The following is a 16980-nucleotide window of genomic DNA, read 5'->3' as shown; positions in this document are numbered from 1 at the left end:
CCCTGCACGTACGTTATCCGGGTGAACGGCGACCGCTCGCCCCAACGGCCGGTGCCGCCGCGCCGGCCCGAGCCGCCGCAGGCGATTCGCCGTGCCACCGGGCCGGCCGCCGACCCGCCGACCACCCCGCTGCGCCGGCCCGCGCCACCGCTCACCCCGGCACCGCCGTCGACTCCCCCGCCACGACCGGTCGGCCCGAGGGCCCGCCGCAAGCGCGGCCGCCGCCGCTGGGTCCGTGCGGTGGCGCTCACCGCCTTGATCGGCGCGCTGCTCGCCGGCGCCGGCATCGTCGGCGGCGCCATATGGTTCGACACCACGCTGCGGCGCGAGCAGGCGCTGACCGACTATCCCGACCGACCCGCGGCCGGCCGCGGGACGAACTGGCTGATCGTCGGCTCGGACAGCCGGCAAGGCCTCACCGCCGAGCAGCAGCAAGACCTGGCGACCGGCGGCGATGTGGGCAGCAGCCGAACGGACACGATCCTGCTGGTGCACGTGCCCGAATTCGGGTCGAGCACACCGGCAACGATGGTGTCGATCCCCCGCGACTCGTATGTGCTGATTCCGGGCCATGGCAAGGACAAGATCAACGCGGCGTTCGCGATCGGCGGGGCGCCCCTGCTTACCGAGACCGTGGAGCGCGCGACCGGGTTGCGCCTCGATCACTATGTCGAGATCGGATTCGGCGGATTCGCGAGCGTGGTCGATGCGCTGGGCGGCGTCACCGTGTGCCCGACCGCCCCGATCAGCGACCCGTTGGCCGGCATCGACCTGCCGGCCGGCTGCCAGAAACTGTCCGGCCGCGACGCCCTGGGGTACGTCCGGACGCGGGACACCCCGCGCGCGGACCTGGACCGGATGGCCAACCAGCGCGAGTTCTTGTCGGCGCTGCTGCACCGCGCCGCCAGCCCTGCCGTGTGGCTCGACCCGCTGCGCTGGTACTCGGTGCCCCGCTCGGCCGCGGGCGCGATGACCGTCGATCGGGGCGACCACGTGTGGGATTTGGCGCGGCTCGGCTGGGCGCTGCACGGGCCGACGACCGCGCTGACCGTCCCGATCGGCGAGTTCACCACCGGCGACGTCGGCGCGGTGGTGGTGTGGGACCACGATGCCGCCGGCAGGCTGTTCGACGCGCTGGCCTCCGACGCGCCGGTGCCGGGCTGATCAGATGCTGCCGTCGGCGGCGCGCGCCCGCTGCAAATAGGCCTTGGTGCGGCCCGGGTGGTGGGTGGCCAGCCAGGCCACGCCGACATCGCGGCAGAAGTCGATGTCCTCGTACTCGTCGACGTTCCAGCAGTAGACCGCGCGACCCTGCGCGACGGCGCGGTCCACCAGTTGCGGATAGTCCTTCAACGTCGCCAACGACGGCCCGACGGCGGTGGCGCCGACGGCCGTGGCCGCGCTGCTCGCCAAGTACCGGGCCGTTTTGCCGAGCAACACCGTCGGCAGCAACGGCGCGGCCCGCCGGATGCGCCAGACCGCCGCCGCCGAAAACGACATGACCACCGCGCGCGAGCGGTCCGCGGATGCGGGCGCGGCTATGCCGTAGCGATGGAGCAGGGCCAGGAGCTTGTTTTCCACCAGCGAGCCGTACCGGACCGGGTGCTTGGTCTCGACGAAGATCTTGACCGGCCGGTGCCAGTCCAGGACGAGCGAAACGAGGTCGTCGAACGTCAGCAGGCTGGTGTCGCCGTGCGTGCCGTCCTCACGCCAGCTGTCGTGCCAGGCGCCGTATTCGAGCTCGCGCAGCTGAGCGAGCGTCATCGTGCTGACCAAACCGGCTCCCGTCGAGGTCCGGTCCAGGCGGCGGTCGTGAACGCAGACGAGGTGGCCGTCGCGGGTCAGGCGCACGTCGCATTCCACGCCGTCGGCGCCCTGCTTGAGCGCGAGATCGTAGGCAGCCAAGGTGTGTTCGGGACGGGCGGCCGAAGCTCCGCGATGGGCAACGACAAAGGGATGCCCGGCGAGCACCTCGTCGGCCCACGTCATATCCCTATGCTGCCGGTTCCTGCCCCTCCAACTCAACCGGAGCGCTCGACGGGCGGCCTGCGGGACGGTCCGGTTCGACGATCACCCAGCGGTGTGCGGGACGGGCTACCGGTTTGCGCTCGAAGCCTTCGAAGACCCGGGCGATCGCGGCCACGGTGACCGCCGCGAACAGGTATGCGAACACCATCAGCACGGTGTTGTTCGCGATGCCCTGGGCGTCGGTGGCGAAGCTGGTGGCGATGGCGAAGATCGAAACGAGGTAGCTGACCAGCCACGCGATCCACCACTGCAGGATGGGTCGTTGCGCCCGGGCGTAATGCTCTTCGACGGTCGCCAGTTCGATGACGTACACCGGCGCCCAGAGCAGGTTCGCGAACGGCGCCAAGCAGCCCGCCCACAGCGCCCGGACGGAACGCGGCTCCGGCAGCCCATGGTGCGCGAAGGCGGCGGCCCGTCGCGCGATCAGCCACCGCACCAGCACCACCGCCGAGACGATCACCGCCACGATCGCCGCCACGCTGGCCAGCACCCCGAGCCAATCGGCGATGACGGCCACGACCGAGTTCAGCAGGGTGTTCCGGTTGTACACCAACAGCGCATACCGTGCGACGTACACCAGTGCAGCCGCGCTCAGAATCAGCACGCTCAAAAACAACGTGGTGCGCACGAGCGGTGCGGATGGCCCTGTCCGGGAAGGCTTTTCGGCCGCCGCCGCCGACGGCGCCTGGTCGACGCGGTCCGCCAAGCCCCAGCGCGGGATGACGGCGTAGCGCGGGGTGGGTCCCAGGAGCCGACGTCCGCGCCGCTGCGGCGGCGCGGCGCCGGGACGCACCGCGATCCACCGGAATCCGGGCGGCAGGCGCGGCGCCGTGCGCTGCCACGCTGGAGCCGCGGGCGGCCTGGGCGGCGGCGGGCTGCCCGCGGCACTCCATCGCGGGTCGGGGGACGGGGTGTCCGGCATGGGCGCCATCAGCGCCCCGCGGCAGCGTGGGCACCAGTCGCGGCGCCGGTCGCGCACGTTCCACCGCGTGCCGCACTGGGAGCACACCTGAATCACCGGACCAGGGTAGCGCTGGCGACGATGCGGGCCGCGGAAGCGGCCTGCGGTGGGGGCACCTCCCGCTTGCGGGGGAGAGCGGGGCAATCGAACACAGCGCTGGCGACACTGCAGGCCGCGCAAGCCGCCGGCGGAGGCCTCGAGCGGTTGCGGCAACACCAACAGTTGCATATGGCTATCCACAGTTTCCACAGGTTTATCCACAATCAGACCTTGGGTATGTACGGCGTCAACACGGCCTTTACCGACTGCCGCGGACCGCATCTGTGGATAACGCGCGGGTGGTACGGCTGTGCCATAAACAACCCCGTCGGCTACCAGAGCGAAATGCATTGCCCCGCTAAGCACCCCCAGATCACCCCGTCGGGATCGCCGGTGCCCGCCCGCTCCGCACTTCTCCGGCACGCGGTTACCCAGTGCGTTTTCCAACGGCAGTGTGAGGGGTTATGATCACCGTCACGAAAAATCGTTGTGACTCACCTCACTTGGGCGAGGTGGACGTGCAGGTGAAAGGCGCTTGATGGCGACGCATTCGTTTGGTCCGGGTTCGGCGGCCCCGTCGAACTCGTATTCCGGCTCGCCTGCCTGCAACCACAGCTATAGCGTCGCCGCGTTGCGCGCCGCGCTGGTGGCCCTGGCGCTGCTCGCCGTCCTCGTCGTCATCGTCTTGTCTTGAACCAAGGCCCGCCGGGTACCCCTCGCTAGCGGCCGTTCTTGCGGCGCGCGCGGTCATGGAGCAGGGTTGATAACGGCTGGCCGCCGCGTGGCAGCCCCGCGCAGGAGCGCCAAGACGATAACCGAAGAAAGGAATGCAGTGGCTGTATACAACTTGCCGGACTTGGATTGGGATTACGGTGCGCTGGAACCGCACATCTCCGGTCAGATAAACGAACTTCATCACGACAAACACCACGCCACCTACGTCAAAGGCGCCAACGACGCCCTGGAGAAGCTCGAAGAGGCGCGGGCCAAGGGAGATCACGCCGCGATCCTGTTGAACGAGAAGAACTTGGCGTTCAACTTGGGCGGTCACGTCAACCACACCATCTGGTGGAAGAACCTGTCCCCGAACGGCGGTGACAAGCCGACCGGAGAGCTCGCCGCGGCGATCGACGACGCGTTCGGGTCATTCGACAACTTCCGGGCGCAGTTTCATGCCGCCGCCACCACCGTGCAGGGGTCGGGCTGGGCGGCGCTTGGCTGGGACACGCTGGGTAACAAGCTGCTGATCTTCCAGGTGTACGACCACCAGTCGAACTTCCCGCTCGGGATCGTGCCGCTGCTGCTGCTCGACATGTGGGAGCACGCTTTTTACCTTCAGTACAAGAACGTCAAGGTTGACTTCGCCAAGGCGTTCTGGAACGTGGTGAACTGGGCGGATGTGCAGGACCGCTATGCGGCCGCGACCTCCAAAACCCAGGGACTGATCGCCGGCTGACCTCATCTCGAAACGGCGGGAGCGTCGCGCGGATTGCGCGGCGCTCCCGTCGTTTATCGGGCGTGAATTTGGGCACTTTGAAAAGATGTACGCCAGTGACCGTGTCGGGTTGCAAGGCGCCGAAGGCGCAGGCATGCTTAATTATTCGAGCTACCAGCGTGGTTATTCGAAACGAGGCGTCGCGCGGAGGTCGAGATGGAAACCGGGTCGGATCGACCGATAGGGATATCACCCTTTCATGCCCGCGGCGCCCTCAAGGGGTTTGTGATCTCCGGGCGATGGCCCGACTCGACCAAGGAGTGGGCCCAACTGCTGATGGTGGCGGTCCGGGTCGCGTCGCTGCCCGGATTGCTCTCCACCACAACGGTGTTCGGTGCCCGCGAGGAGTTGCCCGACGAACCCGAGCCGGGCACCGTGGGCCTGGTGCTGGCCGAGGGCACCGTCTTCGGCGAATCCGCCATCCAGCCAGGGTATTTCGCGGACCATCAGCCCCCTGCATTGCTGATGCTGCATCCACCGTCGGAAACGACGCCCTCGTTGCCGGAATGCAACGGGGCCGCGTCCGGGTGCGTGCTGCTGCCGGGACTGCCGTACCTCGGATTGGAGCACCGGGCCGCGTGGGTGGAGGCGGAGGCCGACGGAACCATCACATCGATGGTGAGCCGGGTGGGCGTCGACCCGATCAGCCATCCGGACACGGCGATCCTGGCGATGCTGCTTGCCGCGTAAGGGAATTCAAATCGCAGAATACGGCTGGCCGAAATCGGCCACCTTTCTTCCGCTCGCCCGACCTGCCCGCTAGCCTGTGAACCGTTAGCGAAGGGGAGTAGCCCCGAATCGTCGAGTCGACATACTGGCGCATAGCCCGGCCGGCGAACCGGTCCTCTGGTCCGGTGGGCGAGACCTTCGACCGATGTTCGGTGACCCGTCAGTCACCGACGACGTGTCGAAAGGTCGCCTGCCATGCTCGCCGCCACGCTCTTAACCCTCGGGGTGGTTTTCCTCGCCGAACTCGGCGACCGGTCCCAGCTGATCACCATGACCTTCGCGCTGCGCTACCGATGGTGGGTGGTGCTCACCGGCGTGGCGATCGCCGCCTGCCTGGTGCACGGGGTGACGGTGTGGATCGGCCATTTCCTCGGCACCACCCTCCCGGCGCGGCCGATGGCGTTTGCGTCGGCGATCGCGTTCCTGATCTTCGCCGTGTGGGCCTGGCGGGAGGGCACGGCCGGCGGCGAGACGGTCTCGACGAAGGGGGAATCCCGCTTCGCGCTGCTGACTGTGGTGTCCTCCTTCGTGCTTGCCGAGCTGAGCGACAAGACGTCGCTGGCGACCGTCTCGTTGGCCAGCGATCACGATTGGACCGGCGTCTGGCTCGGCTCCACCTTGGGGATGGTTCTTGCCGACGGACTGGCGATCGCGGCCGGGACGTTGCTGCATCAGCGTCTTCCCCAGCAGCTGCTGCACGCGATGGCCGGGCTGCTGTTTCTGTTGTTCGGCCTCTGGATGCTGTTCGACACCGCGCTGGGCCTGCGCTCGGTGGCCATCGCGGTGACCGTCGCCGTCGCGCTGGTCGCCGCCGCCGTGGCCGCGGCGCAAACTCTGCGGCGGCGCCGGATAGAGGCCGCACCCGCCGGGGGGTCACCGGACATCGGCTAAAGTGCCGTCGGCGCACCTTCCCTACGCTGTCGCGACCCCGGAGACGCCCCAGGGGTATCTTCCGGGGGCGATTAGGTGCACCCGCGGCCCGTTTTGTGGGCGTGTCACCGACTTGACAGCAAAGGTTGTCGGCGGTGGACGGCCGTTGCGCGCTGGTTGCCGTGCAATCGCCTAGCATCCTCGCTCGAGGCGCGCGTCCACCCGTGGTGCCGAGCGCCCGCCACGTCCGTCCGCAACCCGAACGCTGCGGATAACCTGTGAGTTTCGGTTATTTAGTGGACACCCCAGCGAATTAGTTAGACGCTCGTCAAGTGGGTATTCGGCAGTTGTCAGCAATGCCGGTCCCCCACCACCCGGGGTTTGCACCTGGATGCGGACCCAAACCGCCGCTACGATGATCAGCAAATACACCTCGGCAATAGTTCACTTCTACAGCCAAGTGGAGGTCATATCGATGAGCACGACGTTCGCCGCCCGCCTGAATCGCTTGTTCGACACGGTGTATCCACCAGGGCGCGGGCCGCACACCTCGGCGGAGGTGATCGCGGCACTGAAGGCGGAGGGCATCACGATGTCGGCTCCCTACCTGTCCCAGCTACGTTCGGGCAACCGCACCAACCCCTCGTCCGCGACCATGGCCGCCCTGGCCAACTTCTTCCGAATCAAGCCGGCCTACTTCACCGACGACGAGTACTACGAGAAGCTCGACAAGGAGCTGTCCTGGCTGGCGACGATGCGCGATGACGGTGTGCGCCGCATCGCCCTGGCCGCGGTCGGGTTGTCCCCGCAGGCACAGCAGGACGTCGTGGAGCGGGTCAAGGAACTGCGCCGCGCCGAACACCTGGACGCCTAGCGCACGCTCGGGCCCGCCCGGTTGTACGCCCCGACCTGAACGGCTGCCGTCGGCGCATGCCGATTAGGGTTGGCTTTCGGATCGCGCACACGCGAGCGATGGACGACGAAGCCAGCGAGATTACCGGGAGGCGGCCGGCAATGGGCCTGTTCCGCAAGCGAAAGAGTCGCGCGACGCGTCGCGCCGAGGCCCGAGCGATCAAGGCCCGCGCCAAGCTCGAGGCCAAGCTGGCCGCCAAGAACGACGCCCGCCGGCTCAAGGCCGACCGGCGCGCCGCCGAAAAGGCCCTCAAGGCACAGATCAAATCGCAGCGGGACAGCGACCGGACGGCGTTGAAGGTCGCCGAGGCCGAGCTCAAGACCGCACGGGAGGGCAAGTTGCTGTCGCCTACTCGGATCCGCCGGGTGCTGACCGTATCTCGGTTGCTCGCGCCCATCCTGACGCCGCTGATCTACCGCGGCGCGATGGCCGCGCGCGCGGTGATCGACCAACGGCGCGCCGATCAGCTGGGCGTCCCGTTGGCGCAGATCGGCCAGTTCTCCGGGCAGGGCGCCCAGCTGTCGGCCCGGATCGCCGGGTCGGAGAAGTCGCTGCGGGTGGTGCAGGAAAAGAAGCCCAAGGATGCCGAGACCAAGCAGTTCGTCGGCGCCATCACCGAACGGCTCAGCGACCTCTCGGCGGCCGTCACCGCCGCGGAGAACATGCCGGCCGCGCGACGGCGGGCGGCGCACGCGGCGATCTCGTCGCAGCTCGACGGCATCGAGGCGGACCTGATGGCGCGCCTCGGACTGACGTGAGCGCCGCGCGCGTCCTGATCGCGGTCGCAGCGCTCTATCTCGCTTCGGCGGCGGGCATCCCGACGGCGTGGGCGCACGTGCACGCCAGCAGCGACAACCCGGTCCGCGGCGCCATGGCGATCGTCACCTTCCAGGTGCCCAACGAATCCAATACGGGTGCGGCGACCACCGCGCTGACCGTCGGCCTGCCCAACGTGGCCGCGGCGAGCACCGAAACCGTTCCCGGATGGACGGCCCGGCTGGACCGCGACGCGGCGGCCGGCACCGTCCGCTCGGTGACCTGGACCGCCGCGCCCAACGCCGGGATCGCACCGGACCAATTCGCGCTGTTCCGGATCTCGGTGCAACTGCCCGACTCCGACACCGTCAGTTTCCCGGCCACCCAGACCTATTCCGACGGCACGGTCGTGAAGTGGGACCAGCCGCCGCTGCCCGGCGGCGGTGAACCGGAACACCCGGCACCCGCGTTGACGCTCAGCGCGACGGCCGGGGCACCGCACGAGCACCACCACCCTGCGGCGGCCGCGCCGCCGAGGTCATCGGACACCACCGCGCGCGTGCTGGGCGGCGCGGCGCTGGCGCTGGCCGTCCTGGGCGTGGCCCTGGCCGTGGTCCGCCGCCGGGCATGACGCGCTGGGCGCTCGCCGCCTGGGCAGGCCTGCTGCTGGCCGCCATGATGTCCACCGCGATCTTCACCGCCCAACCGGCGTCCGCGCACGCGGCGCGGTTGTCCGCCGACCCCGCGGACAACGCGGTTCTCACGACCGGTCCCGCCCGGGTGACCGCGACGTTCAACGAGCGGTTGCAGACGACGTTCGCGGCGATGACGGTCGTCGGACCCGACGGCAACCAGTGGTCGAGCGGGGAACCCAGCGTGCAGGGCGCGGTCGTCGGCGTCGGCGTGCGGCCGCTCGGCCCGGCCGGCACCTACACGGTGAATTACCGCGTGACCTCCGCGGATGGCCACGTGGTGTCGGGGTCCTGGTCGTTTCGGCTGACGGTGCCCGGCACCGGAACGCCCGGACCGCCCACGGCGGGTCCCGACGGCGGTGGGGGCATTCCGGCATGGCCGTTCGCGGTGGCGGCCGTGGCCCTGGTCGCCGCAGGCGGCTGGTGGGCGGTGCGCCGCAGACCCTGAGCGCACTGGCCGACGAGGCCGTCCCGCGCCTCCTGGCATGATGGGACGCGAGCAACCCGGCCCGCGCGAAAGAACTCTAGAGAGCTGCAAAGGAGCGGCCGCATGGCAGACCCGCAGGACGAACCCAACAGCGAACCCGACGGCGCTTCGACACCACCGGAGAAGAAACCTCCCGCCAAGGCCGCCAAGAAGGCGGCGAAAGCGCCCGCTAAAAAGGCACCTGCGAAGAAGGCACCGGCGAAAAAGGCGGTCGCCAAAAAAGCGCCCGCCAAGAAGGCCCCCGCCAAAGCTGCGCCGCCTGCGCCGCCGCTCGGCATACAGCAGCGGATCGAGACCAACGGTGAACTCGCCGCTGCCGCCAAAGACGCTGCCGCACAAGCAAAATCGACCGTCGAGGGTGCCAACAACCCGGTCGCGCCCCAGGCCCCGCCGGCCGCACCCGGCCAATCCCCGGTGCCGCTGGTCGTGGCCGTGGCGCTCAGCCTGCTGGCGATCCTGCTGATCCGGCAGCTGCGGCGCCGCTGAGGTGGCGGTTTCATTTCGGCCGACCGCCGACCTCGTCGATGCCATCGGCCCCGACGTACGCAGCTGCGACCTTCAATTCCGCCAGTTCGGCGGCCGCTCGAAATTCGCCGGGCCCGTGAGCACCGTGCGCTGCTTCCAGGACAACGCGTTGCTGAAGTCGGTGCTCTCGGGGCCGGGCGACGGCGGGGTACTCGTGATCGACGGCTCGGGTTCGCTGCACACCGCGCTCGTCGGCGACGTCATCGCCGAATTGGCCCGCTCCAACGGCTGGGCCGGGCTGGTCATCAACGGCGCCGTGCGTGACGCCGCCGCGCTGCGGGGCATCGATATCGGCATCAAGGCGCTGGGCACCAATCCCCGCAAGAGCAGCAAGACCGGCGCCGGAGAGCGCGACATCGAAATCAGCCTCGGCGGAGTGACTTTCGCGCCCGGCGATATCGCCTACAGCGACGACGACGGCATCGTCGTGGTGCTAGCAGACTAAACTGACACGGCCGCAGTGCTTTTGGCGAACCGCAGGCCCTCGTCGGCGATCTTGCCGCGCCGGATCAGTTGGATGTCGCGCACGTAGTTCTGGTTCAGCCGCCACGGCGTGCGGGATCCCTGCTTGGGCAACTCGTCGAGCGAGCGGAGCACGTAGCCGGGAGTGAAGTCCATGAACGGACGCTCTTCGACGTCGGAACCCGGGTGCTCGACGACCACGGTGTCAAAACCGTTGTCGTCCATGTAGTTCAGCAGCCGGCAGGCGAACTCGGACACCAGGTCGGCCTTCAGCGTCCACGACGCATTGGTGTACCCGACGGTGTAGACCATGTTCGGCAGCCCGGACAGCATCATGCCCTTGTACGCCATCGTCTTGGTCAGGTCTACCGGCTGCCCGTCGATGGTCACGGTCGCGCCGCCGAACAGCTGCAGGTTCAAACCCGTTGCGGTGATGATGATGTCGGCGGGCAGCTCCTGACCCGAGTTGAGCCGGATGCCGGTCGGGGTGAATCGGTCGATGGTGTCGGTGACCACGTCGGCCTTGCCCTTCCGGATGACGCGAAAGAGGTCGCCGCTGGGGACGAGGCACAGCCGCTGGTCCCACGGGTTGTAATGCGGGCCGAAGTGCTTCTGCACGTCGTACCCCTCGGGAAGCTGGCGCTGCACAAAGCCGAGCAGGATCTTTCGCATCCGCTGCGGCCACTTCTGACAGGCCGCGTAAAGCGCCGCCTGGCGCAGCACGTTCCGCCAGCGAATCGCGGTGTACGCCTGCTTCTCCGGCAGCAAGCGGTTGAGCCGCTCGGCCAACTTGTCCCGCTTCGGCTGCGAGACGATGTAGGTCGGTGACCGCTGCAGCATCGTGACGTGCTTGGCGCCCGACTCCGCCATCGCCGGAATCAGGGTGACCGCGGTCGCGCCGCTGCCGATCACGACGACGTTCTTGTCCGTGTAGTCGAGGTCCTCGGGCCAGTGCTGCGGGTGGATGATCGGGCCCTGGAAATCCTCCGAGCCGGCGAACTTCGGCGCGAATCCCTGTTCGTAGTTGTAGTAGCCACTGCACAAGAACAGGAAGTTGCACGTGATTGTGCTTGGCGCGCCGTTGTTTTCGACCTGCAGCGTCCAGCGGTTCTCCGCGTTGGACCAGTCGGCGCTGACCACCCTGTGGTTGAGCCGGATGTGCTCATCGATGCCATACATGGCCGCGGTGCCCTTGACGTAGTCGAGGATCGGCCCGCCGTCGGCGATGGCCTGGCGCTCGGTCCACGGGCGGAAGCGGAAGCCCAGCGTGTACATGTCGGAGTCGGAACGGATGCCCGGGTAGCGGAACAAATCCCAGGTGCCCCCCATGGCCGCGCGCTTCTCCAAGATGGCGTAGCTCTTGGTCGGGCAGCGGTCCTGCAGGTGCCAGGCGGCGCTCACGCCGGAGATGCCGGCCCCCACGATGACGACGTCGAGGTGCTCAGTCATGTCCCCACGCTATCAACACACTGTTGAGCCAGTCAACGGCCTGTCGAAACTTTCGACTCCATGTAAAGTAACCCCCGTGACTGCCGTTGGCCCGACTCGCGCCCTCCGCGGGCGCCGCGCCCTGCGCCCCACCGGGGACGACCGCGAGCAGGCGATCCTGGCGACCGCCGAGCGCCTGCTCGAAGAGCGCGGGTTCAACGCCATCTCGGTCGACGACCTGGCCAAGGGCGCCGGCCTTTCGCGGCCGACCTTCTACTTCTATTTCAAGTCCAAGGAGGCGGTGCTGCTGTCGCTGCTGGAGCCGGTCATCGCGCGCGCCGACTCCGAGTTCGACGGCGCCGTGCAGCGCCTCCCCGAGGACCCGCGCCGCGTGTGGCGCAACGGCATCAAGGCGTTCTTCGTGGCGTTCAGCACGCATCGCGCGCTGGCGCGTGCCGCAACCGAGGCGCTGGCCACCAGCTCCGAGCTCCGTTCGGTGTGGCTGGGATTCATGCAGAAATGGATCGACCAGACCGCGGCGATGATCACCGCCGAACGCGCGCGCGGCGCCGCCCCGGAGACCATCCCCGCCGCCGACCTCGCGACCTCGCTGAACCAGATGAACGAGCGCACGATGATGGCCGCGCTGGCCGCCGAGAAGCCGGCCGTCGACGAGGAACGCGTCGTCGACACGCTCACCCACATCTGGGTCACCAGCATCTACGGCCAAACCGTTTAGCCGTCGGACGCCCGTGCGAACATACGTTCGTGCGGTGCGATGCATCCATCCTGCACGCGGACCTGGACTCGTTCTACGCGTCCGTCGAACAGCGCGACGACCCGACGTTGCGCGGCCGCCCGGTGATCGTGGGCGGCGGCGTCGTGCTGGCCGCGAGCTACGAGGCCAAGGCCTACGGCGTGCGCACGGCGATGGGCGGGTCCCAGGCGCGGCGGCTGTGCCCGCACGCCGTCGTCGTACCGCCCCGGATGAACGCCTACAGCCGCGCCAGCGACGCCGTGTTCGAGGTGTTCCGTGACTGCACACCGGTCGTGGAGGCGCTGTCGGTCGATGAAGCGTTTCTCGATGTCGGCGGGCTGCGCCGGGTCTCCGGCACCCCCACCCAGATCGCGCACAGGCTGCGCGCCGACGTGCGCAGTCGCGTCGGGCTGCCCATCACCGTCGGGATCGCGCGGACGAAGTTCCTCGCCAAAGTGGCCAGCCAGGAGGCCAAGCCCGACGGGCTGCTGCTGGTGCCGCCCGATCAGGAGCTGGCGTTCCTTCGCCCGTTGCCGGTGCGCCGGCTGTGGGGCGTCGGCGCGGTGACCGCCGAGAAGCTACACGCGCACGGCCTGGCGACGGTCGCCGACGTCGCCGAGCTCAGCGAGTCGACGCTGGCGTCGCTGCTGGGGCCCGCGATGGGCCGCCAGCTGTATGCGCTGTCCCGCAACATCGACCGTCGCCGGGTGAGCACCGGGGTGCGACGGCGGTCCGTGGGCGCGCAGCGGGCGCTGGGCCGCGCGGGCAATCGCATGTCGGCCGCCGAGATCGACGCCGTGGTGGTGAACCTGATCGACCGGATCACCGCTCGGATGCGTACGGCGGGCCGCACCGGCCGCACGGTGGTGCTGCGCCTGCGCTTCGACGACTTCGGCCGGGCGACGCGCTCGCACACCTTGCCGTGGGCCACCTCGTCGACGCAGCCCATCCTGGCCGCCGCCCGGCAGCTGGTCGCGTCCGCGGCTCCCCTGATCGCGCAGCGCGGGCTGACGTTGGTGGGGTTTGCGGTATCGGGGATCGACCGCAGCGGCGCCCAGCAGCTGATGCTGCCGTTCGGCGAGGACGCGGGCCGAATCGAAATCGACGACGCGATCGACCGGGTTCGCCGCCGGTATGGCAAATCCGCGCTCACGCCCGCCGTATTGATCGGGCGTGACGCGGGCTTCGAAATGCCACATCTGCCCGACTAATTGTGCTTCTACGGCGCGTGTCATTTCTCTGCCTATGCAGCCACGACATATGCGCCTTGGCGTCGATTGCCAGTTTGCCGCTGAGCGTGAGCGCCGCCGGTCGTCAATACCGCAGCAGTGCGTGGCCAAAAGTCAAATAAGGTGGCGGGGCTCCGCGGTTGCCTGCTTTATTTCGGTTAAGGGCTTCGCGCAACGAACCACAGCCGACGCGAAGGGGCATTCGTCACACGCCGGCCCAGTAAGCCATTTCGCGAGCCGCCCATGGACCGCGGTGCCACAACAAATTCGGCGCAGTTTGCTAAGCGAAACTGCTTCCAAACTTCGAACTGAAAGCGTAGATTTTCGGCTACCCGTAGATCTTCGTGGCAGTTCCCCGACAAAGGAGCCGTGCATGTCGTTTGTCCTGATATCCCCTGAAATCGTCACCAGCGCTTCGTCGGATTTAAGCGGGATCGGATCGGCAATCAAATCCGCCCACGCGGCGGCGGCAGGCTCGACGACATCGGTATTGGCCGCGGCCGAGGATGAGGTTTCGGCGGCGATTTCTCAGGTGTTCGGCAATTACGGCCAGGAGTTTCAAGCGCTCAGCGCCCAGGCGACGCTTTTTCATGATCAGTTTGTGCAGTCGTTGACGGCGGGTGTGGGGCAGTATTCGGCCACGGAGGCGGCCAACGCGGACCCGCTGACTTCATTGCTCGGTGAAATCCAGAGCCTGGGGTTGCCGCCCGGTCCGGTCAAGCTGCTGACAGGCCGCCCGCTGATCGGCAACGGCGCCAACGGGGCGCCGGGCACCGGGCAGGCCGGCGGCGACGGCGGCTGGCTGATCGGCAACGGCGGCAACGGGGGATCCGGCGGGCTCGGGCAGGCGGGCGGGGCGGGCGGCTCGGCGGGACTGTGGGGCCGCGGCGGTGACGGCGGGGCCGGCGGAAACGGCAAGCCCCTCACCAGCCCCGCAGGCGGGAACGGCGGGGCGGGAGGAGCCAATGGATGGCTCGGCGGCGGTCCAGGCGGGGCAGGCGGCGCCGGCGGCGCTGGCATCACTGCCGCGTTCGGCGGCGGCGGGCATGGCGGAGCCGGCGGCCACGGTGGGGCAGGCGGCGCGAACGGCGGCGCTCGGCGGGCATGCCGGGGCGGGCGGCCCGGGCGGCAACGGCGGCCTGGGCGGCTCCGGCGGCACCGGTGCGGACGGCGTCAACAACCTACCCACCCTGCTCGGCGGCAGCGGGGGAATCGGTGGCGATGGCGGTGATGCCGGTGCCGGTGGGGCCGGTGGCACCAATGGAGCGTTCCTGCTCGGGCAGATCGGCGCCGGTGGCCAGGGCGGCACCGGGGGCGACGGGGGCACCGGCGGCACCGGCGGCGCCGCGGACGGCGCCCTGGCCAAGGGATATGCCGGCCAAGGCGGCCAAGGTGGGCATGGCGGCGCCGGTGGTGCGGGCGGCAACTCCAGCGGCGGAATCAACGGCACCGGCGGCGGCGGGGGCCACGGCGGCGCCGGCGGTATCGGCGGTCAAGGCGTAACCGACCCCGCCAGCGGCAACGAAGTCTTTGCCGGCGGCGGGGGTGGCGGCGGTGCCGGCGGCACGGGCGGCCACGTCGGTGGCGGCGGGATCGGGGGTGGCAGCGGCACCGGCGGCGACGGCGGGACCGGCGGCCGCGGCGGCATCGCCTTAACGACGGCTGGAGGTCTCCCCCAGGCTGTCGGAGTCGGCGGTGAGGGTGGCAGCGGCGGTGCCGGCGCGACGGGCGGCGGATCAGGCGGCGCCGGCGGCGGCGGCGGCGCGGGCGGTACCGCAATATTGACCAACTCCGCGGGCGGCGGCGGGGGCGGCGGCGGCGGCGCGGCTACCGCCAGCGGCACCGCCGGAGATGGAGGCGTCGGCGGCTCCGCGTTAAACCTCACTCAGACCGCTGCGCTTAGTTTCGGGGGAAGCGGTGGCGGCAACGGCACCGGCGGCGGCGGTGGCGGCGGTGCGGTCGCCAACGCGAGCTCCTTCCCCGGCAACGTCGGCACAGACGGTGCCAGCGGGGGGACGGGCGGCATCGGCGCCAACAACGGTGTTTTCCACAACAGCGGAGGTGACGGGGGCACCACTGGCGTTGGCGGCTCCGGCGGGCACGGCGTGGTTGTCAACAGCAACGACGGGGGCACCGGCCAGCCCTAACCAAGTCGTCCGCGAGGCGGGCTCGAGCCGAGCAGCCGCAAGAATCTCGCAAGTCGCCGACTTTAATCTACGGCCCCACAAGGGATTAGGAGCCGTAGATGTCCTCTTTCGTGCAGGTAGACCCGGAGATTCTCACCGCCGCGTCCGCGGACTTGGACGCGATCGGGTCCGCGATCAGGTCGGCCAATACGACCGCCGCCGCCTCGACGACCTCGGTGGTGGCCGCGGCGCAGGACGAGGTCTCGGCCGCGATCTCCCAGCTGTTCGGCAGCTATGCCCAGGAGTTTCATTCGCTCAGTGCTCAAGCGGCGCTTTTCCACGACCAATTCGTGCAGTCGCTGACCTCGAGCGGCGGGCAGTATGCGGCCGCCGAGGCGGCCAATGCCGACCCGCTGACGTCCCTCGTCGGTGAATTCCAGAGCCTGGGGTTGCCGCCCGGCCCGGTCAAGCTGCTGACGGGACGCCCGCTGATCGGCAATGGGGCCAACGGTGCGCCGGGCACCGGGCAGGCGGGCGGCGACGGCGGGTGGCTGATCGGCAACGGCGGCAACGGCGGGTCCGGCGGCGCCGGGCAGGCCGGCGGGAACGGCGGCTCGGCGGGATTGTGGGGCCACGGCGGTGACGGCGGGGCCGGCGGAAACGGCAAGGCCCTGATCGGCGGTGCCGGCGGGAACGGCGGGGCCGGCGGTGCCAGCGGATGGATCGGCGGCGGTCCGGGCGGTGCCGGCGGAGCCGGCGGGACGGGCGGCGCGAGCCTCTTCGGCGGGACCGGCGGCCACGGCGGGGACGGGGGCGCCGGCGGCGCGAATCGGCAGCTGGTTTCCCTGTTCGGTGCCGGCGGCGCGGGCGGCGCGGGCGGCCTCGGCGGCCAGGGCGCAGCCGGAATCGACAACGCCGTCGCCGGCGGTACCGGCGGGCCGGGCGGCCACGGCGGAGCCGGGGGCCATGGCGGAGTCGGCGGCGCCAATCAGGCGTTGCTGGGCGGGGCCGCGGGCGTGGGCGGCCTCGGCGGCGACGGCGGACACGGCGGACATGGCGGTGGCGGCGGAAGCGGCACCGCGACAGGCGGAACCGGCGGTGTCGGCGGCGATGGCGGTGCCGCCGGTGCCGGTGGGGCCGGCGGCGCCGGGGGAGGGCTCTTCGGGCAGGCCGGCAGCGGTGGCTCGGGCGGCACCGGCGGAGGCGGCGGTACCGGCGGCACCGGGGGCAACGTCAGCGGAAACGTCTTCGGCAGTGTGGCCGGCCAAGGCGGGCAAGGTGGCCACGGCGGCGCCGGCGGAGCCGGCGGCAATTCCAGCGGAAGCGGGCACAACGGCGATGGTGGCGGCGGTGGCGCCGGCGGCGACGGCGGCTTCGGCGGCAGCGGCGTGACCGGAACCGGCACGAACCACTCCACCTACGGCGGCGGTCGTATTGGCCGACCTGATCGCGGACCCGATCGCGTCCAAGTCCGCGGACGCGG

The 16980-nt window shown here is 69.8% G+C and carries 16 protein-coding genes and 2 pseudogenes; 15 read left to right on the top strand and 3 right to left on the bottom strand.

Going from position 1 to position 16980, the window contains the following annotated elements; genetic code table 11:
- Window positions 1–21 precede the first annotated feature (21 nt).
- Entirely contained in the window at window positions 22–1164 is a 1143-nt protein-coding gene (locus A5712_RS08160; RefSeq protein ID WP_068103368.1) for an LCP family protein, read from the top strand.
- Here A5712_RS08160 and A5712_RS08155 read toward each other — a convergent pair whose 3' ends face one another.
- Window positions 1165–1989 carry a glycerophosphodiester phosphodiesterase gene (locus A5712_RS08155; protein WP_068103366.1) on the bottom strand — a complete coding sequence of 275 codons (825 nt, stop codon included), beginning with the start codon at window positions 1987–1989 and terminating at the stop codon, window positions 1165–1167. It abuts the gene before it with no gap.
- A gap of 4 nt (window positions 1990–1993) precedes the next feature.
- Entirely contained in the window at window positions 1994–3046 is a 1053-nt protein-coding gene (locus tag A5712_RS08150; RefSeq protein WP_068103362.1) for a DUF4328 domain-containing protein, read from the bottom strand.
- A 520-nt stretch (window positions 3047–3566) separates the two neighbouring features.
- On the opposite strand from A5712_RS08150, the gene A5712_RS31280 reads away from it, so the two are divergent.
- The 10 genes and pseudogenes from A5712_RS31280 (at window position 3567) to rraA (ending at window position 9940) form a co-directional block, all read left to right on the top strand.
- A complete protein-coding gene (locus A5712_RS31280; RefSeq protein WP_197519334.1) occupies window positions 3567–3722 on the top strand; it encodes a hypothetical protein in 156 nt (51 codons plus the stop codon).
- A gap of 138 nt (window positions 3723–3860) precedes the next feature.
- Complete coding sequence (locus A5712_RS08140) at window positions 3861–4484, top strand: superoxide dismutase (RefSeq protein ID WP_067150615.1); 624 nt, start codon at window positions 3861–3863, stop codon at window positions 4482–4484.
- 195 nt (window positions 4485–4679) lie between these two features.
- Entirely contained in the window at window positions 4680–5213 is a 534-nt protein-coding gene (locus A5712_RS08135; protein ID WP_068103358.1) for a peptidase, read from the top strand.
- 234 nt (window positions 5214–5447) lie between these two features.
- Window positions 5448–6113, top strand: a pseudogene (locus tag A5712_RS08130) (TMEM165/GDT1 family protein); the annotation flags it as partial.
- Window positions 6114–6597: 484 nt separating this feature from the next.
- Complete coding sequence (locus A5712_RS08125) at window positions 6598–6996, top strand: helix-turn-helix transcriptional regulator (protein WP_066930409.1); 399 nt, start codon at window positions 6598–6600, stop codon at window positions 6994–6996.
- A gap of 140 nt (window positions 6997–7136) precedes the next feature.
- Complete coding sequence (locus tag A5712_RS08120) at window positions 7137–7793, top strand: DUF6474 family protein (RefSeq protein ID WP_068103440.1); 657 nt, start codon at window positions 7137–7139, stop codon at window positions 7791–7793.
- The gene (locus A5712_RS08115; protein ID WP_068103354.1) at window positions 7790–8422 is read left to right on the top strand and encodes a YcnI family protein; all 633 of its coding nucleotides are present in this window, start codon (window positions 7790–7792) and stop codon (window positions 8420–8422) included. The genes A5712_RS08120 and A5712_RS08115 overlap by 4 nt, the downstream gene beginning before the upstream one ends.
- Window positions 8419–8931, top strand: coding sequence for a copper resistance CopC family protein (locus A5712_RS08110; RefSeq protein ID WP_068103353.1), 513 nt, complete (start codon window positions 8419–8421; stop codon window positions 8929–8931). Before A5712_RS08115 ends, A5712_RS08110 begins: the two co-directional genes overlap by 4 nt.
- 102 nt (window positions 8932–9033) lie before the next feature.
- Window positions 9034–9456 carry a nucleoid-structuring protein H-NS gene (locus A5712_RS08105; RefSeq protein WP_068103351.1) on the top strand — a complete coding sequence of 141 codons (423 nt, stop codon included), beginning with the start codon at window positions 9034–9036 and terminating at the stop codon, window positions 9454–9456.
- A gap of 1 nt (window position 9457) precedes the next feature.
- Window positions 9458–9940, top strand: coding sequence for a ribonuclease E activity regulator RraA (rraA, locus tag A5712_RS08100; RefSeq protein ID WP_068103349.1), 483 nt, complete (start codon window positions 9458–9460; stop codon window positions 9938–9940).
- On the opposite strand, the gene A5712_RS08095 is transcribed toward rraA, so the two are convergent.
- Window positions 9937–11406, bottom strand: coding sequence for an NAD(P)/FAD-dependent oxidoreductase (locus A5712_RS08095; RefSeq protein WP_068103347.1), 1470 nt, complete (start codon window positions 11404–11406; stop codon window positions 9937–9939). The genes rraA and A5712_RS08095 overlap by 4 nt on opposite strands.
- A gap of 76 nt (window positions 11407–11482) precedes the next feature.
- Between A5712_RS08095 and A5712_RS08090 the strand changes: the two genes are divergently transcribed.
- The 4 genes and pseudogenes from A5712_RS08090 to A5712_RS08075 all read left to right on the top strand — a co-directional run.
- On the top strand, window positions 11483–12124 hold the full coding sequence (locus A5712_RS08090) for a TetR/AcrR family transcriptional regulator (protein ID WP_068103345.1): 642 nt from the start codon (window positions 11483–11485) through the stop codon (window positions 12122–12124).
- Between the two features lie 29 nt (window positions 12125–12153).
- Window positions 12154–13353, top strand: coding sequence for a DNA polymerase IV (dinB, locus tag A5712_RS08085; RefSeq protein ID WP_068103343.1), 1200 nt, complete (start codon window positions 12154–12156; stop codon window positions 13351–13353).
- Between the two features lie 391 nt (window positions 13354–13744).
- Window positions 13745–15518, top strand: a pseudogene (locus A5712_RS32665) (PE family protein).
- A 98-nt stretch (window positions 15519–15616) separates the two neighbouring features.
- Window positions 15617–16980: PE family protein (locus A5712_RS08075; protein WP_156766476.1), on the top strand; the 1364-nt coding region annotated here is incomplete at its 3' end.

Source organism: Mycobacterium sp. E2327 (assembly GCF_001672675.1).
Lineage (GTDB): Bacteria > Actinomycetota > Actinomycetes > Mycobacteriales > Mycobacteriaceae > Mycobacterium.
The sequence above is the reverse complement of the archived record's forward strand: the minus strand, read 5'-3'. Positions and strand labels throughout refer to the sequence as shown.

Coding starts and splice junctions, on each gene's coding strand:
- A5712_RS08105 (WP_068103351.1), top strand. CDS start 9,034: ATGGCAGACCCGCAGGACGAACCCAACAGCGAACCCGACGGCGCTTCG.
- A5712_RS08135 (WP_068103358.1), top strand. CDS start 4,680: ATGGAAACCGGGTCGGATCGACCGATAGGGATATCACCCTTTCATGCC.
- A5712_RS08155 (WP_068103366.1), bottom strand. CDS start 1,989: ATGACGTGGGCCGACGAGGTGCTCGCCGGGCATCCCTTTGTCGTTGCC.
- A5712_RS08110 (WP_068103353.1), top strand. CDS start 8,419: ATGACGCGCTGGGCGCTCGCCGCCTGGGCAGGCCTGCTGCTGGCCGCC.
- A5712_RS08095 (WP_068103347.1), bottom strand. CDS start 11,406: ATGACTGAGCACCTCGACGTCGTCATCGTGGGGGCCGGCATCTCCGGC.
- A5712_RS08125 (WP_066930409.1), top strand. CDS start 6,598: ATGAGCACGACGTTCGCCGCCCGCCTGAATCGCTTGTTCGACACGGTG.
- A5712_RS31280 (WP_197519334.1), top strand. CDS start 3,567: ATGGCGACGCATTCGTTTGGTCCGGGTTCGGCGGCCCCGTCGAACTCG.
- A5712_RS08120 (WP_068103440.1), top strand. CDS start 7,137: ATGGGCCTGTTCCGCAAGCGAAAGAGTCGCGCGACGCGTCGCGCCGAG.